We start from the raw sequence: 19,737 nt of genomic DNA, 5'->3' as shown, positions 1-19,737 counted from the left end.
AATGCCCGCGACTTTGGAACAGCCTGAACGCTTCTTGAGGCTACCGGAGGTGTGCCGCCGCGTCGGACTCGGCAAGACGATGATCTATACGATGGTCAACGACGGCCGCTTTCCCAAGCCATACAAGCTGTCGCCCGGCACTTCGCGATGGAGCGAGCGCGAAATCGTTGCTTGGATTGCGGACGTAAAGGCCAGCTTCGAGGGAAAGCACTGCAAAGTCTAAAGGATTGCTTGGCTTCCAAGCATTGTCACCACCGCATGAATGTGGGGTAATGTTCCCAGTCGTAAAGCATTTCTTCGGTTCCACGAAGTATTGGCGGAAAGCATGATATTCGCGCCTGAGGACGCGGCGTGAGGGGGAGTGCAATACGAGGAATGCAGCCGCTTGATCTCATTGGCGCCGCCCCGTGGCAGCGCGTCATTTTCACCACCTACGCTCTCAGTCTTTCCTTCTTCGAAGCCGTTGTTCTTGATCGGCTGGTCCGTGGTGGCGGGCGGAATGCCCTCATTCTTGCCGATCCGGAAGGGATACGGGCGGCCTTAAGCGAACAGGGCGCACGTCGTGCCGGTCGCGATTATGAGCTTGAGCCTGTCGCCAGCACTACGGGCGTATTCCACCCCAAGCTGACTCTGCTTTTTGGCGAGGGTGACGCCCATATGCTGATCAGTTCCGGCAATCTGACGTTTGGTGGTTGGGGGATGAACCTCGAGACGGTCGATCACCTCCATCCGAGCTTTGCTGCTGACGCATTCGATGATGCCGCCGACCTGTTCGAATCTCTCGCCATCGCGGACACGATCCGCACGGGCGTTGCCGACCAGTTTGAGCTTACCGCGGCGCAGCTTCGCTTGGCGGCCCGAGGCGCGCCGCGAAATGGAACCTATCGCCTGCTCCACAGCGTAGGTGGCTCAATTGCTGAACAACTGGCGCAATTTGCCGACGACCTTGGCGGCGCAACCCGCGTCACCATTGTTTCTCCTTATTTCGATAAAACGGGCAGTGCCGTTTCGCGCCTGTCGGCATTGCTGAAATGCGAGGATGTACGATTACACGTCCACCCCGAACCCAAGGGCGCGGTCAGAGGGACAATGGGCACGAACTGGCCTGAGGCGCTCTCCGCCCGCGCCGTGTGCGTCGATGCCCCGTTTGATGACGGCTCTCGGGCGCTCCATGCCAAATGTATCGAGGTTCTGTGCAGGCGTGGGCGTCTGCTGGTGGCGGGGAGCGCGAATGCCACCAATGCAGCGCTTTTTGCCGGGAATGTGGAAGCCTCGCTCGTGCGAATGCAGCGCGATGTCACGACGGGGTGGAAGGTAGAGGCCGCGGTCAAGCCCGCCGCCTACCCGTTGGCTGAGACAGAAGACACAGACGATGGGGAGAGCAGAAAAGGCATTCTTCGTGCCATGCTTGAGGGTGATCGCGTTGTCGGAAAAGTTATCGTCCCTCGCTTGCAGGGCAAAGCCACCCTGAGCGTCGCCACGACCGCAGGATATAATGATCTTGGCATAATCGATATCGACGGCGCTGGACGGTTCGAGGCGGCAGCGCCCGACTTGGAAATGCAAAGCTGGGGCGGGGGCAGGATGGTGCTCCGTATCGAGCAAAACGACAATGTTGCCGAGGGTTTCATGTCCATCGCCGCGGCAGCCAAGATCATCCAGAAGGCGGGCGCGATGGCGCCTCGCCTCCTTGCTATGCTGTCAGGCACGGAAACCCCTGAAGATGTCGCCGCTATACTGACATGGTTCAAGGAAGATCCCGTTCGCATCGTATCCGCCATGCCCCGTGGCGGACAAGGCGACGGCAAAGCCGAGCACGAACCGATTTGGGTTTCGATTGAGCAATTGCGCGCCGTCGGTGAATTTCACGCTTCCGGCCCCGCTTCGTCAAGTACAAGCGAGCCCGCATGGCAGCGGGCACTATGGCTGGTTCGCTCCGCCTTCACCGAACCTCGCGGACCTTGGAAATCGGGAACCGGCGAGGACGATCAGGCCGAGGATGAGGAAGATGCCGAGGGCGAGGACGAACGACTGAAGCGCCTTCAACGGGAAGACAACGCCAAGCACCGCGCCATGAATGCGCTGGACGATCTTCTGGAAGAAATGCTTGCCGAAAGACACAAGGGTATCCATGCCGCATCGGCATTCGCCCTTGCGCACTATCTCGCGGATCGTGTCCGCCCTGCACCTTCGGTCGTTTTTGGCTGGCTGGCTCGCATCCTTGGCGCGTTTGTTCACAATGGCCTGCCAATGGATGCACCCATCGCAACCGCTGGCGTTCTCCTTCGCGCAAGCGACGGGCTGGACCGCGCCGCCGAACGGGCACGGACGTTCCTGCTGCGTTCAGGAGTTGATCCGGTGGAATTTGCGCCAGACGATCAGGCCATTCCGGGGTTCGTGGAGATTCTGTCGCCATCGTGGAATGCAGAGCAATTCATGGGGAAAGTCCGCGCTACCCGTACACCGGGCGAGGAAGTGCGGGCGTATCTTGACGCGGCAGAGAACGGCGAACCTCTCCCGTCGTTCCCTATTCTCCAAAATAGCCCGTATTGGCAGCAGTTGAGTTCGGCTTTTGCAAACAGCGAGACCCGCTCCCGCTTCCATATCGTGGAAGAACCCCGAAAATCGTGCCCCAAATGCAATTTGGTCCTGCCGACAGGTCGCTATCAAGACCTGCGCTTGATGGGCGTGACACACCATTGCGGCATCATATTGTGCAGGGAGGTATAGGGATGGCATCGCTCGAAGAACTCCTTGCTGTCGCAGCCAATACGTCTGCGCCCTCCATTGTCGAAGAGAGCGGCGTGCTGGTCGGCGGCGTCGACCCTTTGGGGCTGCGCCAGATCAACTTCGACCTGATGGATAAGGTTCTGCCTGGGCTGAACAATGTGGCGAGCCGCCTGCGCCCGTTTGTCCTCATGACATGGGCATGGCGTCGGGTCAGGACTATTATTGAGAGAGATAAGCTCGGTGGGGCAACCGATGAGCAAATGCGCGATTTCGTGGACCGGATCGAGGCAATCTATTCATGGTCGCAATTTCTTCTCGATACCGATGCCGGAATTCCGGGTGGTCAGGCGCTCGCCGATCTCATCTATGGCGAAAAGGAAACCTATCGCTTCGGCGGCAAGAAATGGGAGCAGCGCAGGAATTTGCGGCGGACTTCGACGGGCCTCATTTCGCCACTGAACTATGGCCCCGGACTGCGCAGCATGGGCTGGCTGATTCCCGCAGGTCCGGCAGGCGTGTTTCAGCCAAATCCCATTCTGGATTCTATGCTCGAAGCTTTCGAGGAGAATTTCGCCGACGAGCTGGATCATCCTGCCTTCAACAAGCTGGGAAGCGTGGAGGTCGGGCGAGACGATGTGCGGCAATGGGGTGAATTGTGGGAATTGTCCGACCTTACCGAAGCCGAACGGCTGGCGGGTTTTGAACGGTTGGCGGGGCCGCAAGCCGACCCCATGCGCCGCGAGGGCATGACCATGCTGGAGGCTGCGGTCGAATTTCTGTATGATGACGAACCGGAGGCGGGCGCACTTCGTGCGTTGATGGCATCGCCGCCTGAAGAGTGGCTGGACATCGCCGACCTTCACCCCCGAGCTGACGCATGGCGAAGGCTCCAGATACGCCAGCTTTTCCGCCTGTCGCTCGAAGCAATGTTCTACTGGCTTATACGGGAACTGGTGGACCGCCCCGTGAGCACAGATGAACTTGCACGGCGCTTCGTCAAACAGGCGGGACTAGAAGATGATGAAACGGCGCATGAGTGGTTGCGCGGAGAAGCTGAAGGCAATGCCGTCCAGCAGCTCGACAAACTCGACGAGGCCTTGAATTCTCAGGACTGGCAGGGCGACATACCGACGCAGATTGCCCGAGGCCTACATTTCTGTCTGACCACCGGCAGGAACGAGAAATGGGATAAATCAGAGGCGTTTGATCGTTTGCCCGTAGCACGCGCCTTGAAGGAGGCGGGTCAGTGGCAAAGACTGACGATGCGGTACTTCATCGGCAGGTGCATCGACGTCTGGATTATCGCCCAGCACGCCTATTGGTGTGTCGGGCGCGGTCTTGCCGATGCGCGGGGGCGCGGGAAGACGCTTTTACGGCTGCGGATCGTGATGGACGAAGGTGGATGGACATTGACGCCGGGGACGCAGGCGCGTGGCGCACCCGTGCCCACGCCCGATCGGTTGCAAACGGCAATCAGCTTGCTTCAGGAATGCGGCCGAATAGCTACGTTCGAATAGTTGTGTCGGTTGGCGTTCATCGCACCTTCGTTGGCGGTAGCCATTAGAAAATGTGGGGAGGAATGTGGGCATAAGATTTGATGATTCTAAAAAACTATATGTATTTCAATAATATACTATAATTGTTCGAATCTAGCCCTGCCACCATTTTTCAGCATGGCGCGACCGAGCCAGCTTTCCTGGCTGGCCCGCATCGACAAGCGATGCGGGGTGGGCGATCCGGCCGTCACCACTCGCCTTGACATCGCTCCATTCCCGCACAGCCTCACGCGAGGGGAGGATTCGGGCGTGCGATGAACGGCTCCACGGTGAAACCCTCGGCGATCCGGTTTATGCCGTCGGGCGATGATATGATCAGGTGCCGGCTCCTGCTGATCAGCAGGCCACGGCGCTCCCAGCCGACGAGAATCCGGCTGACGGTGTGCAGCGTCGTGCCCGCGATGTCGGCGATATCCTTACGCCGCAGCGGAAATTCGATCCGGACGCCGTCCTCGGTCGGGCACCCGGCTTGGTCGAGCAGCCGCAGCAGCGTTCGTGCGATGCGGCGTTCGGCGCTTTGCGTCGCCAGTTCGCGCAGCCGTTCCTGCACTTCGCCGAGCCGCCCGCCGACGATGGCGACCATATTGAGCGCGATCTGCGAATGGCGCTGCATCAGCGCGAGAAGATCGGCGGGGTCCCAGCTCAGTTCGACCGCATCGACGGTCGCCGTCGCGTCGGCGGGATAGAGTCCGTCGGTCAGGACGGGCACGCAGCCGAAGATTTCGCCGGGGCCGATGAAGCGGACGAGGATTTCCTCGCCGTCGCTGCCCGCCTGCGTGATGCGCACGCAGCCCGACAGCAGGGCGTGAGCGCGGCCGGCGGGTTCGCCCTGGTCGAAAATCCGCTGGCCGCGGGGAAGCAGCCGCGCGCGGGCCAGATCGGCCGCCTCCACCACCACGGCAGGCGGAAGCGTAGCGAGCAGGGCGATGCTGGCGAGCGCCTTGGTATCGACGGGAATCGAGGTGGCCATGATGACCTTCTAGGCACGGCGGGGTCGGAAGGGGAGAAGTTTGATCCAGCGCAAATTCATCGGCGCCGACTCTGCTATCCTGAGATCAGGCTGGCTCATGGAGGATGGACGATGTTCTGCCCGGAATGCGGCGAAGTGATCGGATCGGGGCCGCTCGATATGCGGCGCGCCCGACATGTCCGTGGTGACGGTGTTGCGAAGACCCCCGGTCGATGGATTCGCGCGCTCGTCCGCCGCGCCCGGCTTCGGAAGCGTTGAGCATGGCGCTGCATCATTGCCGCCCCGGCGAAGTGGCGCGTCTTGGCGCACTCGACGTTCGGGCGACCGCAACGGCGGCGCTGGCCCGCACGCCGTCCTTCGAGGCGATCCATCTGGTGGTGCGCGCCGGCCAGTCGATCGCGCCGCACAGCGTCGCCGGTTCGATGACGCTCTATTGCATCGCGGGGCACGTTCGGATCGAGAGCGATCTGCCGGCCGAACTGCAGACCGGCGACTGGCTGTTCCTGGATCCGGGAACGCCGCACGCGGTCAAGGCGATTGCGGACACGTCATTGCTGCTGACGATCCTGTTCGACGGGAGCGCGGCGGGCTGACGGGATTTTTCGAGACGACAGGGGGTTCTGATGGGCGAATATCGCAAGCTCTGGTGGACGTTGATCGCGGTCCTGACGGTGACCTTCGCGATCCTCGGCATCTCGGGGGTCGAGGTCTATCGCAAGGCGCCGCCGATCCCGGCGCAGGTGGTCACGGCCTCGGGCGAGGTGCTGATGACCAGGGGCGACATCATGGCCGGGCAGGCGGCGTGGCAGAGCACCGGCGGGATGCAGCTCGGTTCGATCTGGGGGCACGGCGCCTATCAGGCGCCCGACTGGTCGGCCGACTGGCTGCACCGCGAGCTGACCGCCTGGCTGAGCCTCGCGGCCGCGGAAAGCTATGGCAAGCCGTTCGATACCCTCGCCGTCGAGCAGAAGGCCGCGCTGACCCATCGGCTCAAGCAGGAATATCGGCACAACAGCCTCGATCCGGCGACGGGCGCCGTCACCGTGTCCGATCGCCGCGCCCGCGCGATCGCGATCGTTGCGGCCCATTATGAGGGGCTTTACGGCACCGACCCGGCGCTGCGCGAAATGCGCGACAATTATGCGATGAAGGAGGGGACGCTGCCCGACGCCGCGAAGCGCGCGGCGCTGACCGACTTCTTCTTCTGGACCGCATGGGCGGCGTCGACCGAGCGGCCGGGGACGGTTGCGACCTACACCAACAACTGGCCGCCCGAGCCGCTGATCGGCAACCAGCCGACGCCCGAGAACATCCTCTGGTCGCTCGCCTGCGTCGTCATCCTGATCGCAGGCGTGGGCTCGCTGATCTGGGGCTGGGCCTTTCTGCGTCGCCACGACGACACACCGCTCGTCGCCGCCGACAGGGACCCGCTTACGCTCGCGGCGTTGACCCCGTCGCAGCGGGCGCTCGGCAAATATCTGTTCGTGGTGCTCGCGCTGTTCATCTTTCAGGTGTTCATCGGCGGCTTCACCGCGCACTACACGATCGAGGGGCAGAGCTTCTACGGCATCGACGTGTCGCAGTGGTTCCCCTACGCACTGACCCGCACCTGGCATGTGCAGAGCGCGGTGCTGTGGATCGCCACCGCCTTCCTCGCCGCGGGGCTGTTCCTGGCGCCGGTGATCCACGGCGGCGACCCGAAGCATCAGAAGCTGGGGGTCGACCTGTTGTTCTGGGCGCTGATCCTGGTGGTCGTCGGGTCGTTCGCGGGCAATTACCTCTCGATCGCGCAGGCGATGCCCGACGGGCTCGGCTTCTGGCTCGGGCATCAGGGTTATGAGTTCCTCGACCTCGGCCGCGTCTGGCAGCTTGCGCTGTTCGCGGGGCTGCTCTTTTGGCTCGTGCTGATGCTGCGCTGCATGATGCCGGCGTTGCGGCGCGAGAAGGAGGGCGACCGGAGCCTCTTGCTGCTGCTCACCGTCTCGACCGTCGCGATCGGGCTCTTCTACGGCTCGGGCCTCTTCTATGGCGAGCGCACCCACATCACGATCATGGAATATTGGCGCTGGTGGGTCGTCCACCTTTGGGTCGAGGGCATTTTCGAGGTGTTCGCGACCGCCGCCATCGCCTTCATCTTCGCGTCGATGGGGCTGGTGTCGAAGCGGATCGCGACCGCGGCCAGCCTCGCCTCCGCCTCGCTGTTCATGGTCGGCGGCGTGCCGGGCACCTTCCACCACCTCTATTTCTCGGGGACGACCACCCCGGTGATGGCGGTCGGCGCGGCGTTCAGCGCGCTCGAGGTCGTGCCGCTGATCGTGCTTGGTTACGAGGCGTGGGAGCATTGGAGCCTGCGCGACCGCGCGCCGTGGATGCGCGCGCTGCGCTGGCCCTTGATGTGCTTCGTCGCGGTCGCCTTCTGGAACATGCTCGGCGCCGGGGTATTCGGCTTCATGATCAACACGCCGGTCGCGCTCTTCTACCTCCAGGGGCTCAACACCACCGCGGTCCACGCCCATGCGGCGCTGTTCGGGGTCTATGGCTTCCTTGCCCTCGGCTTCACGCTGCTGGTGCTGCGCTACATCCGGCCGGAGATCGCGTTCAACGAGCGGCTGATGCGCGTCGGCTTCTGGGGGCTCAACGCGGGGCTCGTGCTGATGATCTTCACCAGCCTGCTGCCGGTCGGCCTGTTCCAGTTCGAGGCGAGCGTGACCACCGGCATGTGGTATGCGCGCAGCGACGAATTCCTGCAGCAGGGCTTCCTCGAAACGCTGCGCTGGGTCCGCACCTTCGGCGACGTGGTGTTCATCGTCGGCGCGATCGCGGTCGCGTGGCAGGTCGTGATCCTCGGCCTGTGGCGGAAGGGCGCGCGGGCATGAGCATGGCGATGATGGCCGCCGGCGCGCCGGGCGCCGATGCGCGGTCGCCGCTATGGCTGCGCGGTGGCTATCGCCTGCTCTTCGGGTGCGGCGCGCTGTGGGCGGCGATCGTCGTGACCCTGTGGATCGGCGCGCTCGGCGGACGCTGGACGCTGCCGATCGCGATGGACCCGCTCGCCTGGCACCAGCACGAAATGCTGTTCGGCTATCTCGGCGCGATCATCGGCGGTTTCGTCAGCGCCGCGATGCCCAATTGGACCGGGCGGCCGACGGTGACGGGCTGGCGGGTCGCGGCGGTCGGCAGCCTGTGGCTGGCGGCGCGGCTGGCGATCCTCTTCTCGGCGACGGTGCCGCCGCTAGTCGGCGCGGCGCTCGATGTCGTCTATCTTTTGATCCTGCTCGCCTATGCGGTGCGCGAGATTTTCGCCTCGGGCAACCGCAACAAGCCGATCCTGATCATCCTCTTCCTGTTCGCGACCGCCTGCGCGCTCGATCATGCCGCGATGATGGGGGCGCTCGCCGATCCGGCGCTCGGGGTGCATATGGGCTTTGCGCTGATCCTGCTGCTGATCTCGCTGATCGGCGGTCGCATCACCCCCGCCTTCACGCGCAACTGGCTGATGCGGCAGGGGACAAGCGAGGGGCTGCCGACCTTGCCGAACCGGTTCGACATGGCGGTGATCAGCGTTACTGCGCTCGCGTTAGCGGCGTGGGTCGCGGGCCCCGCCAGCCCCGTCGCGGCCGGGCTGCTGATCGCCGCGGGCGTGCTCCAGTTCGTTCGCCTCGCGCGCTGGGCGGGTCTGAAGGCGCTCGGCGATCCGCTCGTCTTCGTGCTCCACCTCTCTTATGCCTGGCTGCCGGCGGGGCTGATCCTGCTCGGCTGCGCGACGCTGCATCCGCTGCTGCCGGTGTCGAGCGCGGTGCATGCGCTCGGTGCCGGGGCGATGGGGGCGATGACGCTGGCGGTGATGACGCGCGCGACGCGCGGCCACACCGGGCGGCCGCTCGAGGCCGACCGCGCGACCGTCCTCATCTATATCCTCGTTCACTCGGGGGCGCTGCTGCGCGTGATCGCGCCACTGCTGCCGTTCGACTATATGGCGGTCATCGCGGTCGCGGGCGGGCTGTGGGCGGCGGCTTTCCTGCTGTTCCTGCTCATCTATGTCCCGATGGCGGTGCGGCCGGTTCCCGGCGCGGATGCCGCATGACCGAAGCCTTCTTCGACCCATCGTCCCTTCCCACCGGGTCCGCAGTCGACTATGGCGGAGGGGTGACTGATTGTGCCTCCTGCGTCGTCCGCAATCGGGCGATCTGCGCAAGCCTCGATGCCGAAGAACTGGCGCTGCTCGGCAAACTCGGACGGAATCATCGCGTCAAGGCGGGGCAGACCCTGCTGTGGGAAGGCGACGACGCGCCGGTCGTCGCCAATGTTCTCGAAGGCGTGCTGAAACTGGTCGTCGCGGCCGCCGACGGGCGCGAGCAGATCGTCGGCGTCGTCTTTCCGTCCGATTTCATCGGCCGGCCGTTCGGCAAGGAAAGTCCGTACAGCGTCACCGCGATGACCGATGCGGAGGTCTGCATCTTCAATCGCAGGAGCTTCGATGATTTCGCGAGCGCGCATCCCGACCTGCAGCACAAGCTGCTGCGCCGCACGCTCGACGAGCTCGACCGGGCGCGGCACTGGATGATGCTGCTCGGCCGCAAGTCGGCGGAGGAGAAAGTCGCGTCCTTCCTGCTCGAAATGTCCGAGCGCCTGTCGGTGCAGGGATGCAACTCGGGTGCGCAGAGCGGGTTCGAGCTACCCTTCGGCCGCCAGCAGATCGCCGACATATTGGGGCTGACGATCGAGACGACGAGCCGACAGCTCACCCGGATGCGCGCCGAGGGGCTGCTCGATCTGCCCTCGCGCCGCGAGATCGTGATCAACGACCGCGCGGCGATGGAAGCGATTGCCGGCTGACCGCCTGCGGGCCGCGCCTATGCCCCGACTGGGACAAATCGTCCTATTGATGCGCTGCAGCATTTTTCGTTGATCCAGGTCAATGTTCCGGGCCGCGGGTGCGGCCATGGGCTTTGATGGGCGCGGCCGATGGAGCCGCGCCGAACGGGGATTCGCGATGATGGACGATCTGGTTTTCAAGGCGGGCGGCTGGCTGGGGCTCGCCTTGCTGGCGCTGGTCTTTGCGGCGCTGGCGGTCGACACGCCCTTTGCCGTGCATATGGTCATCGTTGCGGCCACTTGCCTGATCATGCTGTGGAGCCGCGTCTCGCGCGCCGATTACGGGGCCATGGCGCGCGGCCTCCTGAAGATGCCGCCCGACCAGGGCGTTTATGACGACGACCCGGTGCGCTGGGGCGTCATCGCCACCATCTTCTGGGGCGTCGCGGGGCTCGCGGTCGGGCTCTATATCGCGTTGCAGCTGGCCTTTCCGGCGCTCAACCTCGGCATCGAGTATACGAGCTTCGGGCGGCTGCGCCCGCTGCACACGTCGGCGGTGGTCTTCGCCTTCGGCGGCAATGCGCTGATCGCGACCAGCTTCTATGTCGTCCAGCGCACCTGCCGCGCGCGGCTCGCCTTTCCGGGTGCCGCCCGCTTCGTCTTCTGGGGCTATCAGCTCTTCCTCGTGCTCGCCGCCACCGGCTATCTGATGGGGGTCACCGAGGCGCGCGAATATGCCGAGCCCGAATGGTATGTCGACCTGTGGTTGACGATTGTCTGGGTCGTCTATTTCGTCGTCTTCGTCGGCACGATCGTCAAGCGCCGCGAGCCGCACATCTATGTCGCCAACTGGTTCTACCTCAGCTTCATCGTCACCATCGCGATGCTCCACATCGTCAACAATCTGTCGGTCCCCGCGACGATCTTCGGGTCGAAGAGCTATTCGGCCTTCGCCGGGGTGCAGGATGCGCTGACGCAATGGTGGTACGGGCACAATGCGGTCGCCTTCTTCCTGACCGTGCCCTTCCTCGCGATGATGTATTATTTCGTGCCCAAGCAGGCGGAACGGCCGATCTACAGCTATCGCCTGTCGATCCTCCATTTCTGGTCGCTGATCTTCCTCTATATCTGGGCGGGGCCGCACCACCTGCATTACACCGCGCTGCCCGACTGGGCGCAGACGCTGGGCATGGTGTTTTCGGTCATCCTGTGGATGCCGAGCTGGGGCGGCATGATCAACGGGCTGATGACGCTGAACGGCGCGTGGGACAAGATCCGTACCGACCCGATCATCCGCATGATGGTCGTCGCGCTCGCCTTCTACGGCATGGCGACCTTCGAGGGGCCGATGCTGTCGGTGAAGGCGTTCAACAGCCTCAGCCACTATACCGAATGGACGATCGCGCACGTCCACGCCGGGGCCCTCGGCTGGAACGGCATGATCACCTTCGCCGCGGTCTATTATCTCGTCCCGCGCCTGTGGGGACGGCCGCGGCTCTATTCGCTGCGCATGGTCAACTGGCACTTCTGGCTCGCGACGCTGGGGATCGTCTTCTACGCCGCCTCGATGTGGGTCGCGGGGATCATGCAGGGGCTGATGTGGCGCGAATATGGCGCCGACGGCTACCTCGTCTACAGCTTTGCCGAGACCGTCGCCGCCATGCACCCGATGTATCTGATCCGCGCCGCGGGCGGGGCGATGTATCTCGCCGGCTTCCTGCTGCTCGTCTTCAACGTCTGGGCGACGCTCGCGGGCAAGATCCGCGAGGAAAAGCCGATGACCGAGACCCCCTACAACGCCGCCGCGGACCGCCCGCTGGCGCCCGTTCCCGCCGAATAAGGAGCTTCAGGCACATGGCTTCCCAACCTGCCGAAAAGCGCTTCAGCCACAAGAAGCTCGAACGCAACGTCAGCCTGCTCGGCTTCTTCTCGCTGATCGCCGTCGCGATCGGCGGCATCGTCGAGATCGCGCCCTTGTTCTGGATCGACAACACGATCGAGAAGGTCGACGGGATGCGGCCCTATACGCCGCTCGAACTCGCGGGGAGGAACATCTATATCCGCGAGGGCTGCTATACCTGCCACAGCCAGATGATCCGCCCGTTCCGCGACGAGGTCGAACGCTATGGGCACTACAGCCTTGCGGCGGAAAGCATGTACGACCACCCGTTCCAATGGGGGTCGAAGCGCACCGGACCCGACCTTGCGCGCGTCGGCGGCCGCTATTCGGACGAATGGCACAAGGCGCATCTGATCGACCCGCGCAGCGTCGTGCCCGAATCGATCATGCCCGGCTATGCCTTCCTCGCCGATCGCGATCTGAACGCCGGCGACATGGCGCGCGACCTGACCGCGCTCTATCGCGTCGGCGTCCCCTATACGAAGGCCGACATCGCCAAGGCGAACGACGATATCCGTGCGCAGGCCGACCCGAATGCGGGCGCGGGTGATCTCGTCAAGCGCTATCCCAAGGCGCAGGTGCGCGATTTCGACGGCGATCCCGCCCGCGTGACCGAGATGGACGCGCTGATCGCCTATCTCCAGATGCTCGGCACGCTGGTCGATGTCGAGAAGGCGGCGCCGCAGGAGCAGGCGCATGCGCCCGCCGCCGCTGCGGGAGCAGCGCGATGAGCTATGACGAGGTGCGGCACTTCGCCGATAGCTGGGGCCTGATCGTCATGGTGGCGATGTTCCTCCTCTTCATTGCCTGGCCGTTCCGCAAAGGCGCCCGCCGTCACCATGACGAAGCCGCAAACATGATCTTCAAGGAAGACGACAATGGCCGATCATAAGCGCATCGACGAAGTGACCGGAACGGCCACGTCCGGTCACGAATGGGACGGCATCGAGGAACTCGACACGCCGATGCCGCGCTGGTGGCTGTGGTCGCTCTATGCGACGATCGTCTGGGGAATCGCCTATGTCATCCTCTATCCCGCCTGGCCGATGATCCACGGCGCGACCGAGGGCGTGCTCGGCTGGAGCAGCCGCGGCCAGCTCGAGGCGGAGATGCGGGCCGACGCCCATCGGCGCGCGCCGGTGGTGAACGCGATCGCCGCGACCGCGATCACCGACCTGCCCGCGAAGCCCGAACTGATGCAGGCGGCGGTGCAGGGCGGGGCCGCGGCCTTCCGCGTCCATTGCGTCCAGTGCCACGGCGCGGGCGGCGCGGGGGTGAAGACACTCTATCCAAGCCTGACCGACGACGACTGGCTGTGGGGTGGCGACCTGGCGACGATCGACTATACGATCACGCACGGCATCCGAAATCCCGATCACAAGGCGACGCGCACCAGCCTGATGCCCGCCTTCGGGCGCGACGGCATCCTCGACGCGGGGCAGATCGCCGACGTCGTCAGCCATGTCCGCGTCATCAGCCACCAGGAAAAGCCGAGCGCCTCGTCGGCGCGCGGTGCCACGCTGTTCGAGGCGAACTGCGCCGTCTGTCATGGTCCCGCCGGCGAGGGCGGGCGCGAGGTCGGCGCGCCGAAGCTGACCGACGCCATCTGGCTCTATGGCGGCGACCGTGCCAGCATCGCCGCGACGGTGACCCAGCCGCGCAACGGCGTGATGCCACGCTGGAACAGCCGGCTCGACCCGGTGACGATCAAGATGCTCGCCGCCTATGTCTATTCGCTCGGCGGCGGCGAAAAGGCGCCGATTCCGGCGCCCGCCGCGGAAGGACAGGGAGCCGATGGTCAGCCCTGACGACCTGACCGGCGAGCATGGGTCGCTCTATGCGGCGCGGAAAGGCGTCTACCCCAAGAAGGTGGACGGCCCGTTCCGGCGCTTCAAATGGGCGATCATGGCGGTCACGCTGGCGATCTATTACGGAACGCCATGGATTCGCTGGGATCGCGGGCCACACGCGCCCGACCAGGCGGTGCTCGTCGACCTCGCGAACCGGCGCTTCTACATGTTCCAGATCGAGATCTGGCCGCATGAATTCTATTATGTCGCGGGCCTGCTCATCATGGCGGGGATCGGGCTGTTCCTCGTCACCAGCGCGGTCGGGCGCGCCTGGTGCGGCTATGCCTGCCCGCAGACGGTGTGGACCGACCTGTTCCAGCATGTCGACCGGCTGATCGACGGCGACCGCAACGCGCAGATTCGCCTCGCGAACGGGCCGTGGACGGCGGAAAAGATCGCCAGGCGGACGGTCAAATATGCGATCTACCTGACCGTCGCTTTCTGGACCGGCGGCGCGTGGATCATGTATTTCGCCGACGCGCCGACGCTGACGCACGATTTCTGGATCGGACAGGCGGCGCCGGTCGCCTATGTCACCGTGGCGGTGCTGACCGCGACCACCTTCGTCCTCGGCGGCTTCCTGCGCGAGCAGGTGTGCATCTATATGTGCCCCTGGCCGCGCATCCAGACCGCGATGATGGACGAGAAGTCGCTGCTCGTGACCTACAAGGACTGGCGCGGCGAGCCGCGCGGCAGCGTCAAGAAGGCCGAGAAGAACCCCGGCGCCTTCGGCGACTGCGTCGATTGCAACCAGTGCGTCGCGGTCTGCCCGACCGGCATCGACATCCGCGAGGGACCGCAGATCGGCTGCATCACCTGCGCGCTGTGCATCGACGCCTGCGACAGCGTGATGGCGCAGGTCGGCCGCCCACGCGGACTGATCGACTATTGCACGCTCGACGATGCCGCGACCGAAAAGGCGGGCGGGGTCGCGCCGCCGATCCGCAAGACGCTGTTCCGCCCGCGCACTCTCGTCTATTTCGGCCTGTGGGGCGCGATCGGGCTGGCGATGCTCTTCACCCTCGGCCAGCGCACCCGGCTCGACCTTGCCGTCCAGCACGAGCGCAGCCCGCTCTACGTCCAGCTGTCCGACGGCGCGATCCGCAACAATTACACGCTGAAGCTGCGCAATATGGAGCTTCGCCCGCGCCGGGTCGAAATCAGCGTCAGCGGCCTGCCCGAGGCGCGATTGTGGATCGACGGCGGATCGCGCGAAACGGCGCGGCAGAGCCTGCACATGCCGCTGGCGCCCGACAGCGTGACGAGCGCGCGGCTGTTCGTCGTCGCCCCCGGCGACGGGCCGGCGCGGCAGGATTTCACCATCGCGGTGCGCGCGCTCGACGACGATCCGCGCGGCGACCGCGAGATCATCCAGTTCGACCGGCCGGGAACCGAGCCATGACCGAAAAGCGCGAGCGGGGGCCCTTCACCGGACGCCATGCGGCGATGATCCTCGTCGCCTTCTTCGGCGTCGTCATCGGCGTCAACATGGTGATGGCGAGCTTTGCGCTGTCGACCTTCGGCGGCACCGTCGTCGACAACAGCTATGTCGCGAGCCAGCATTACAACGAATGGCTCGCGCGCGCCGATGCGCAGGACCGGCTCGGCTGGGACAACAGCGTCACGGTCGATAGGGACCGCCACGTCCGGCTGACCGTCCGTAAGGACGGCGCGCCGATGAAGGGCCTGCGCATCGTCGCGACGCTCCGCCACCCGCTCGGCCAGACGCCCGCCCGCGCGATGCGCTTCGCGCCCGCCGCCGACGGCTCGCTTCGCTCGCTCGATGCGCTGCCCGCCGGGCGCTGGCAGCTCGACCTGTCGGTGCATCGCGGCGCCGACGAGGCGCGCTACCGGGTCGATCTGCAATGACCGAAGCCGCTGTCCTGCTCGTCGAGCGCGATTTCGCGGTGCCCGACATCCGCTGCGCGGGCTGCATCGCCAAGCTGGAGCAGGGGCTGGTGCGCGACCGGCGGATTGCGGCGGCGCGGGTCAATTTCACCGAAAAGCGCGTGCATATCTCGTGCACCCCCGATGCGGAAACGCCTGAATTGATCGGCGCCTTTTCGCTGCTGGGATTCGAGGCGCATCCGATCGGCGATGGCCCGGCGGAAGTCGACGGCGGTGCGTCCGACAGCCGGGCGCTGCTGCGCGCGGTCGCGGTCGCGGGCTTCGCGATGATGAATATCATGCTGCTGTCGGTGTCGGTGTGGTCGGGCGCGAGCGGCGCGACGCGCGACCTCTTCCACTGGCTGTCGGCGGCGATCGCGCTCCCGACCGTCGCCTATGCCGGGCGCAGCTTCTTCCGCTCGGCGTGGCGCGCGGTGCGCCACGGCCGGACCAATATGGACGTGCCGATCAGCATCGGGGTGCTGATCGCGACCGCGCTCAGCCTTTACGAAACCGCGACGCACGGTCCCCACGCCTATTTCGACGGCGTCGTGATGCTGCTCTTCTTCCTGCTGTGCGGCCGCTGGCTCGACAGCGTGATGCGCGACCGCGCGCGCGGCGGGGTGACCGCGCTGCTGCGCAACATGGGCACCGGGGCGATGGTCGTCGGCGCCGACGAGACGAACCGCTGGGTCGACGCCACCGCGCTTGAACCGGGCATGGTCATGCTGGTCGCTGCGGGCGAGCGGCTCGCGGCGGACGGTGTCGTCGCGGGCGGCGCCAGCCGGATCGACCTGTCGCTGCTGACTGGCGAGAGCGCGCCGCGGGAGGCGCGTCTCGGCGATCCGGTCCACGCCGGGACGCTGAATATCGAGGCGCCGATCCGCGTCCGGGTAACCGCGGCGGGCGCCGACACCGCGATCGCCGACATCGCGCGGCTGATGGGCGAGGCGGCGCAGGGCAAGTCGCGCTACGTCCGCATCGCCGACCGCGCGGCGCGCTATTATGCGCCCGCGGTTCACACGCTTGCTCTGCTCGCCTTCGCCGGCTGGATGATCGCGGGCGCGGGTTGGCACCACAGCCTGTTGATCGCGGTCGCGGTGCTGATCATCACCTGCCCTTGCGCGCTCGGCCTCGCGGTGCCCGCGGCGCAGATCGTCGCGGCGGGCGCGCTGATGCGGGTCGGGGTGCTGGTGAAGGACGGGTCGGCGCTCGAACGGCTGGCCGAGGTCGACCGCGCGATGATCGACAAGACGGGAACGCTGACGCTGGGCCGCCCGGTCGCGACCAATCTGGACGAGGCGGACGCGACCGTCCGCCCGCTGCTGCTCGCGCTTGCGCGCCCCAGTCGCCATCCGCTCAGCGAGGCGCTGACCCGCGACCTGACCGCGGCGGGGGTGGCGCCGCTCGCGGTGGAGGCGATCCGCGAAACCCCCGGCTTCGGCGTCGAGGCCGAATGGGAAGGCCGCCGGGTGACGCTGGGCCGCCCGGCCCAGCCCACAGCCGACAGCGCGCTCGCGACCCAGCTCGCGATCGATGGCGCGCCGGCGATGACCGTCCGCTTCGCCGATGCGCTGCGCCCCGATGCCACCGACACGATCGCCGCGCTGCGCCAGGCGGGCGTCGCGCCGAGCGTCTTGTCGGGCGACCGCGCCGCGGCCGTCGCGCCGGTGGCGCGCTCGCTCGGCCTGACCGCCCAGACCGGCATGAGCCCGCAGGACAAGCTTGCCGCCATCGCGCGCCAGACGGCGGCGGGGCACAAGGTGCTGATGATCGGCGACGGGCTCAACGACGGCCCCGCGCTCGCCGCCGGTCACGCTTCGATCGCGCCGGGTTCGGCGAGCGACGCGGGCAAGAATGCCGCCGACTGCATCTTCCTCGGCGACCGGCTGATGCCGGTGGTGCAGGCGATCCGCGTCGCGCGGCGGACGCAGGCGATCGTGCGGCAGAATTTCGCGCTCGCGATCGGCTATAACATCATCGCGGTGCCGCTCGCCTTCATGGGATATGTGACGCCGCTGGTCGCCGCCATCGCCATGTCGGGATCGTCGCTGATCGTCGTCGGCAACGCGCTGCGGTTGAAGGGCGCGGCGCGGTGAACGGCCTGCTCGTCCTGATCCCGGTCGCGCTCGGACTTGGCCTTATCGGCCTTGCCGCCTTCTTCTGGTCGCTGCGCGGCGGGCAGTTCGACGATCTCGACGGAGCGGCCCTGCGCATCTTCGTCGAGGATGAGGAAGAGGACGCGCGATGACCGCGCGCCATGTCGTCCTGATGCTGGGCGCGGCAGCACTGATGCAGCCGCCTGTGGCCGACGCGCGCGTGCTGATGATCCCGGCGTGCGGTGGCGCATGGCACCGGATAATCGTTCCCGGCGATCCCGCCGACCCCGAACAGCGTCCCGACTGTGCCAAGGCCTGCCACGCGATCGGTGATCGGCGCGGCAAACGGGTTGGGCCTAAGAGCTGCTGCTAATGCGACGTGGGTTAAATCGAGACATCCTCTCTTCCGTTCGTGCTGAGCTTGTCGAAGCACCGTTCTTCTTTTTGCGGCGCTGAAAGAAAGAACGGCCCTTCGACAAGCTCAGGGCGAACGGTGCAAAGCTATTGCATGAGGCTTTGGGTCGAACGTCCAGGGAGCGGCTTTGTTGACGAACAAGGATTGATCCCGGTCAATGTCGTGGCGCCCGATCGGACATAGGGTGCGGGCATGTGGTCCTATCACCCCGATCTGCTCGCAAAGCCGGTGCCGCGCTACACCAGCTATCCGACGGCGATGGAATTCGCCGAAGATGTCGGCGCTGACGATTATGCGTGCGCGCTGGATGCGGTCGAGCCCGCGACGCCGATCTCGCTCTATGTCCACATCCCCTTTTGCGAAAGCATCTGCTGGTACTGCGGCTGCAACACCGGCGCCGCGGGGCGCAAGCAGCGGCTCGACGATTATCTGACGGCGCTCAGAGCGGAGATCGCGCTCGTCGCGAAGCGGCTCGGCGGACGCGGGCGCATTCGCCGCATCGCCTTCGGCGGCGGCAGCCCGAATGCGATCGCGCCGGTCGAGCTGGTGCGGCTGCTCGACCTGCTGCTCACCGTCTTCGACGCACATCGGCCCGACGTTTCGATCGAGCTCGACCCGCGCGGTTTCTCGTCCGAATGGGCACTGGTGCTCGCGGCGGCGCAGGTCACGCGGGTCAGCCTGGGCGTCCAGACCTTCGCGCCGCACGTCCAGCAGGCGATCGGGCGTATCCAGCCGTTGTCGCACATCGAACGCGTCGTGGCGGCGCTGCGCCTGCGCGGCATCGACGCGATCAACTTCGACCTGATGTACGGATTGCCGGCACAGGAACTGGCCGATGTCGAGGCGACGATCGACGAGGCGATCCGCCTCGCGCCCAGCCGCATCGCCTTTTTCGGCTACGCCCATCTGCCGCAGATGATCGCGCGCCAGCGGCGGATCGACGCGAGCCGGCTGCCCGACCAGCGGCTGCGCTTCGAGCAGGCCCGGCTCGGCTATCGGCGCCTGACCGCGGCGGGCTATATCCCCGTCGGCTTCGACCATTTCGCGCGTCCGGACGATTCGCTCGCCATCGCGGCGCGCGAGGGACGGGTGAACCGCAATTTCCAGGGCTTTACCGAGGATGACGCCCCCGTGCTGCTCGGCTTCGGGGCCAGCGCCATCAGCAGATTTCCCGACCTGATCGTCCAGAACGAAAAACGCTCGGGCCCCTATCGCGACCTCGTTGGCGCGGATCGGCTCGCGGCGGTGAAAGGCATTCGCGTCGGCGCGGAAGACCAGCGCCGCGCGCGGCATATTCGCGACCTCTTGTGCCGCGGGCGCGCGCATCTGGGTGCCGAGGCGCTGGCGCCCGCCCGGGGCGCCCTCTCGGATTTCGAGCGGCGCGGCATCATCGAGTGGGATAGCGGCGCGCTCGTGATCCGCGATTGCGGCCTGCCCTATGCGCGCCACGTCGCTGCGCGGTTCGATCGCATCCGGGGAGATATCGGCTGACCGCGGCTTTCGGCTGAAGATCCG

At 65.8% G+C, this 19,737-nt stretch carries 18 protein-coding genes; 17 read left to right on the top strand and 1 reads right to left on the bottom strand.

Annotated features, from left to right (window positions below):
* Window position 1 precedes the first annotated feature (1 nt).
* The 3 genes from ACOTSS_RS10280 (at window position 2) to ACOTSS_RS10270 (ending at window position 4,247) form a co-directional block, all read left to right on the top strand.
* A complete protein-coding gene (locus tag ACOTSS_RS10280) occupies window positions 2-223 on the top strand; it encodes a helix-turn-helix transcriptional regulator (protein ID WP_448688075.1) in 222 nt (73 codons plus the stop codon).
* Window positions 224-375: 152 nt separating this feature from the next.
* A complete protein-coding gene (locus ACOTSS_RS10275; RefSeq protein ID WP_448688074.1) occupies window positions 376-2,730 on the top strand; it encodes a hypothetical protein in 2,355 nt (784 codons plus the stop codon).
* A 2-nt stretch (window positions 2,731-2,732) separates the two neighbouring features.
* The gene (locus tag ACOTSS_RS10270) at window positions 2,733-4,247 is read left to right on the top strand and encodes a septum formation inhibitor-activating ATPase (protein ID WP_448688073.1); all 1,515 of its coding nucleotides are present in this window, start codon (window positions 2,733-2,735) and stop codon (window positions 4,245-4,247) included.
* A 265-nt stretch (window positions 4,248-4,512) separates the two neighbouring features.
* Here the strand turns inward: ACOTSS_RS10270 and ACOTSS_RS10265 are convergent, their stop codons facing one another.
* Window positions 4,513-5,256 (bottom strand): Crp/Fnr family transcriptional regulator, encoded by a 744-nt coding sequence (locus ACOTSS_RS10265; RefSeq protein WP_448688072.1) that lies wholly within the window; start codon window positions 5,254-5,256, stop codon window positions 4,513-4,515.
* A 260-nt stretch (window positions 5,257-5,516) separates the two neighbouring features.
* Between ACOTSS_RS10265 and ACOTSS_RS10260 the strand changes: the two genes are divergently transcribed.
* From ACOTSS_RS10260 to hemN, 14 genes are all read left to right on the top strand, one after another.
* Entirely contained in the window at window positions 5,517-5,849 is a 333-nt protein-coding gene (locus ACOTSS_RS10260) for a cupin domain-containing protein (protein ID WP_448688071.1), read from the top strand.
* Between the two features lie 30 nt (window positions 5,850-5,879).
* Complete coding sequence (locus ACOTSS_RS10255) at window positions 5,880-8,132, top strand: nitric-oxide reductase large subunit (protein WP_448688070.1); 2,253 nt, start codon at window positions 5,880-5,882, stop codon at window positions 8,130-8,132.
* Window positions 8,129-9,340, top strand: a complete 1,212-nt coding sequence (locus tag ACOTSS_RS10250) for an NnrS family protein (protein WP_448688069.1) — start codon at window positions 8,129-8,131, stop codon at window positions 9,338-9,340. The genes ACOTSS_RS10255 and ACOTSS_RS10250 overlap by 4 nt, the downstream gene beginning before the upstream one ends.
* A gap of 62 nt (window positions 9,341-9,402) precedes the next feature.
* Window positions 9,403-10,092, top strand: a complete 690-nt coding sequence (locus tag ACOTSS_RS10245; RefSeq protein ID WP_448691328.1) for a Crp/Fnr family transcriptional regulator — start codon at window positions 9,403-9,405, stop codon at window positions 10,090-10,092.
* Between the two features lie 160 nt (window positions 10,093-10,252).
* Window positions 10,253-11,911, top strand: a complete 1,659-nt coding sequence (gene ccoN / locus ACOTSS_RS10240; RefSeq protein ID WP_448688068.1) for a cytochrome-c oxidase, cbb3-type subunit I — start codon at window positions 10,253-10,255, stop codon at window positions 11,909-11,911.
* A 14-nt stretch (window positions 11,912-11,925) separates the two neighbouring features.
* Window positions 11,926-12,702 (top strand): cytochrome-c oxidase, cbb3-type subunit II, encoded by a 777-nt coding sequence (ccoO, locus tag ACOTSS_RS10235; protein ID WP_448688067.1) that lies wholly within the window; start codon window positions 11,926-11,928, stop codon window positions 12,700-12,702.
* Entirely contained in the window at window positions 12,699-12,863 is a 165-nt protein-coding gene (locus tag ACOTSS_RS10230; protein ID WP_095386793.1) for a cbb3-type cytochrome c oxidase subunit 3, read from the top strand. Before ccoO ends, ACOTSS_RS10230 begins: the two co-directional genes overlap by 4 nt.
* Entirely contained in the window at window positions 12,850-13,779 is a 930-nt protein-coding gene (gene ccoP / locus ACOTSS_RS10225) for a cytochrome-c oxidase, cbb3-type subunit III (RefSeq protein ID WP_448688066.1), read from the top strand. The genes ACOTSS_RS10230 and ccoP overlap by 14 nt, the downstream gene beginning before the upstream one ends.
* Complete coding sequence (ccoG, locus tag ACOTSS_RS10220; protein ID WP_448688065.1) at window positions 13,766-15,223, top strand: cytochrome c oxidase accessory protein CcoG; 1,458 nt, start codon at window positions 13,766-13,768, stop codon at window positions 15,221-15,223. Before ccoP ends, ccoG begins: the two co-directional genes overlap by 14 nt.
* Window positions 15,220-15,690 (top strand): FixH family protein, encoded by a 471-nt coding sequence (locus ACOTSS_RS10215; RefSeq protein WP_448688064.1) that lies wholly within the window; start codon window positions 15,220-15,222, stop codon window positions 15,688-15,690. Before ccoG ends, ACOTSS_RS10215 begins: the two co-directional genes overlap by 4 nt.
* Window positions 15,687-17,807 carry a copper-translocating P-type ATPase gene (locus ACOTSS_RS10210; protein ID WP_448688063.1) on the top strand — a complete coding sequence of 707 codons (2,121 nt, stop codon included), beginning with the start codon at window positions 15,687-15,689 and terminating at the stop codon, window positions 17,805-17,807. The genes ACOTSS_RS10215 and ACOTSS_RS10210 overlap by 4 nt, the downstream gene beginning before the upstream one ends.
* On the top strand, window positions 17,804-17,959 hold the full coding sequence (gene ccoS, locus ACOTSS_RS10205; protein WP_095386789.1) for a cbb3-type cytochrome oxidase assembly protein CcoS: 156 nt from the start codon (window positions 17,804-17,806) through the stop codon (window positions 17,957-17,959). The genes ACOTSS_RS10210 and ccoS overlap by 4 nt, the downstream gene beginning before the upstream one ends.
* Window positions 17,956-18,180 (top strand): hypothetical protein, encoded by a 225-nt coding sequence (locus tag ACOTSS_RS10200; RefSeq protein ID WP_448688062.1) that lies wholly within the window; start codon window positions 17,956-17,958, stop codon window positions 18,178-18,180. Before ccoS ends, ACOTSS_RS10200 begins: the two co-directional genes overlap by 4 nt.
* 234 nt (window positions 18,181-18,414) lie before the next feature.
* A complete protein-coding gene (gene hemN, locus ACOTSS_RS10195; RefSeq protein WP_448688061.1) occupies window positions 18,415-19,713 on the top strand; it encodes an oxygen-independent coproporphyrinogen III oxidase in 1,299 nt (432 codons plus the stop codon).
* The last annotated feature ends 24 nt before the right edge of the window (window positions 19,714-19,737 follow it).

This window comes from Sphingopyxis sp. NJF-3 (genome assembly GCF_053514865.1).
Note: the sequence above shows the minus strand (reverse complement) of the source record. Positions and strands in the feature narration are given on the sequence as shown.

What these genes read in the sequence shown, in the direction of transcription:
- ACOTSS_RS10280 (WP_448688075.1), top strand. Translation starts at nt 2, where the DNA reads ATGCCCGCGACTTTGGAACAGCCTGAACGCTTCTTGAGGCTACCGGAG.
- ACOTSS_RS10275 (WP_448688074.1), top strand. Translation starts at nt 376, where the DNA reads ATGCAGCCGCTTGATCTCATTGGCGCCGCCCCGTGGCAGCGCGTCATT.
- ACOTSS_RS10270 (WP_448688073.1), top strand. Translation starts at nt 2,733, where the DNA reads ATGGCATCGCTCGAAGAACTCCTTGCTGTCGCAGCCAATACGTCTGCG.
- ACOTSS_RS10265 (WP_448688072.1), bottom strand. Translation starts at nt 5,256, where the DNA reads ATGGCCACCTCGATTCCCGTCGATACCAAGGCGCTCGCCAGCATCGCC.
- ACOTSS_RS10260 (WP_448688071.1), top strand. Translation starts at nt 5,517, where the DNA reads ATGGCGCTGCATCATTGCCGCCCCGGCGAAGTGGCGCGTCTTGGCGCA.
- ACOTSS_RS10255 (WP_448688070.1), top strand. Translation starts at nt 5,880, where the DNA reads ATGGGCGAATATCGCAAGCTCTGGTGGACGTTGATCGCGGTCCTGACG.
- ACOTSS_RS10250 (WP_448688069.1), top strand. Translation starts at nt 8,129, where the DNA reads ATGAGCATGGCGATGATGGCCGCCGGCGCGCCGGGCGCCGATGCGCGG.
- ccoN (WP_448688068.1), top strand. Translation starts at nt 10,253, where the DNA reads ATGGACGATCTGGTTTTCAAGGCGGGCGGCTGGCTGGGGCTCGCCTTG.
- ccoO (WP_448688067.1), top strand. Translation starts at nt 11,926, where the DNA reads ATGGCTTCCCAACCTGCCGAAAAGCGCTTCAGCCACAAGAAGCTCGAA.
- ACOTSS_RS10230 (WP_095386793.1), top strand. Translation starts at nt 12,699, where the DNA reads ATGAGCTATGACGAGGTGCGGCACTTCGCCGATAGCTGGGGCCTGATC.
- ccoP (WP_448688066.1), top strand. Translation starts at nt 12,850, where the DNA reads ATGGCCGATCATAAGCGCATCGACGAAGTGACCGGAACGGCCACGTCC.
- ccoG (WP_448688065.1), top strand. Translation starts at nt 13,766, where the DNA reads ATGGTCAGCCCTGACGACCTGACCGGCGAGCATGGGTCGCTCTATGCG.
- ACOTSS_RS10215 (WP_448688064.1), top strand. Translation starts at nt 15,220, where the DNA reads ATGACCGAAAAGCGCGAGCGGGGGCCCTTCACCGGACGCCATGCGGCG.
- ACOTSS_RS10210 (WP_448688063.1), top strand. Translation starts at nt 15,687, where the DNA reads ATGACCGAAGCCGCTGTCCTGCTCGTCGAGCGCGATTTCGCGGTGCCC.
- ACOTSS_RS10200 (WP_448688062.1), top strand. Translation starts at nt 17,956, where the DNA reads ATGACCGCGCGCCATGTCGTCCTGATGCTGGGCGCGGCAGCACTGATG.
- hemN (WP_448688061.1), top strand. Translation starts at nt 18,415, where the DNA reads ATGTGGTCCTATCACCCCGATCTGCTCGCAAAGCCGGTGCCGCGCTAC.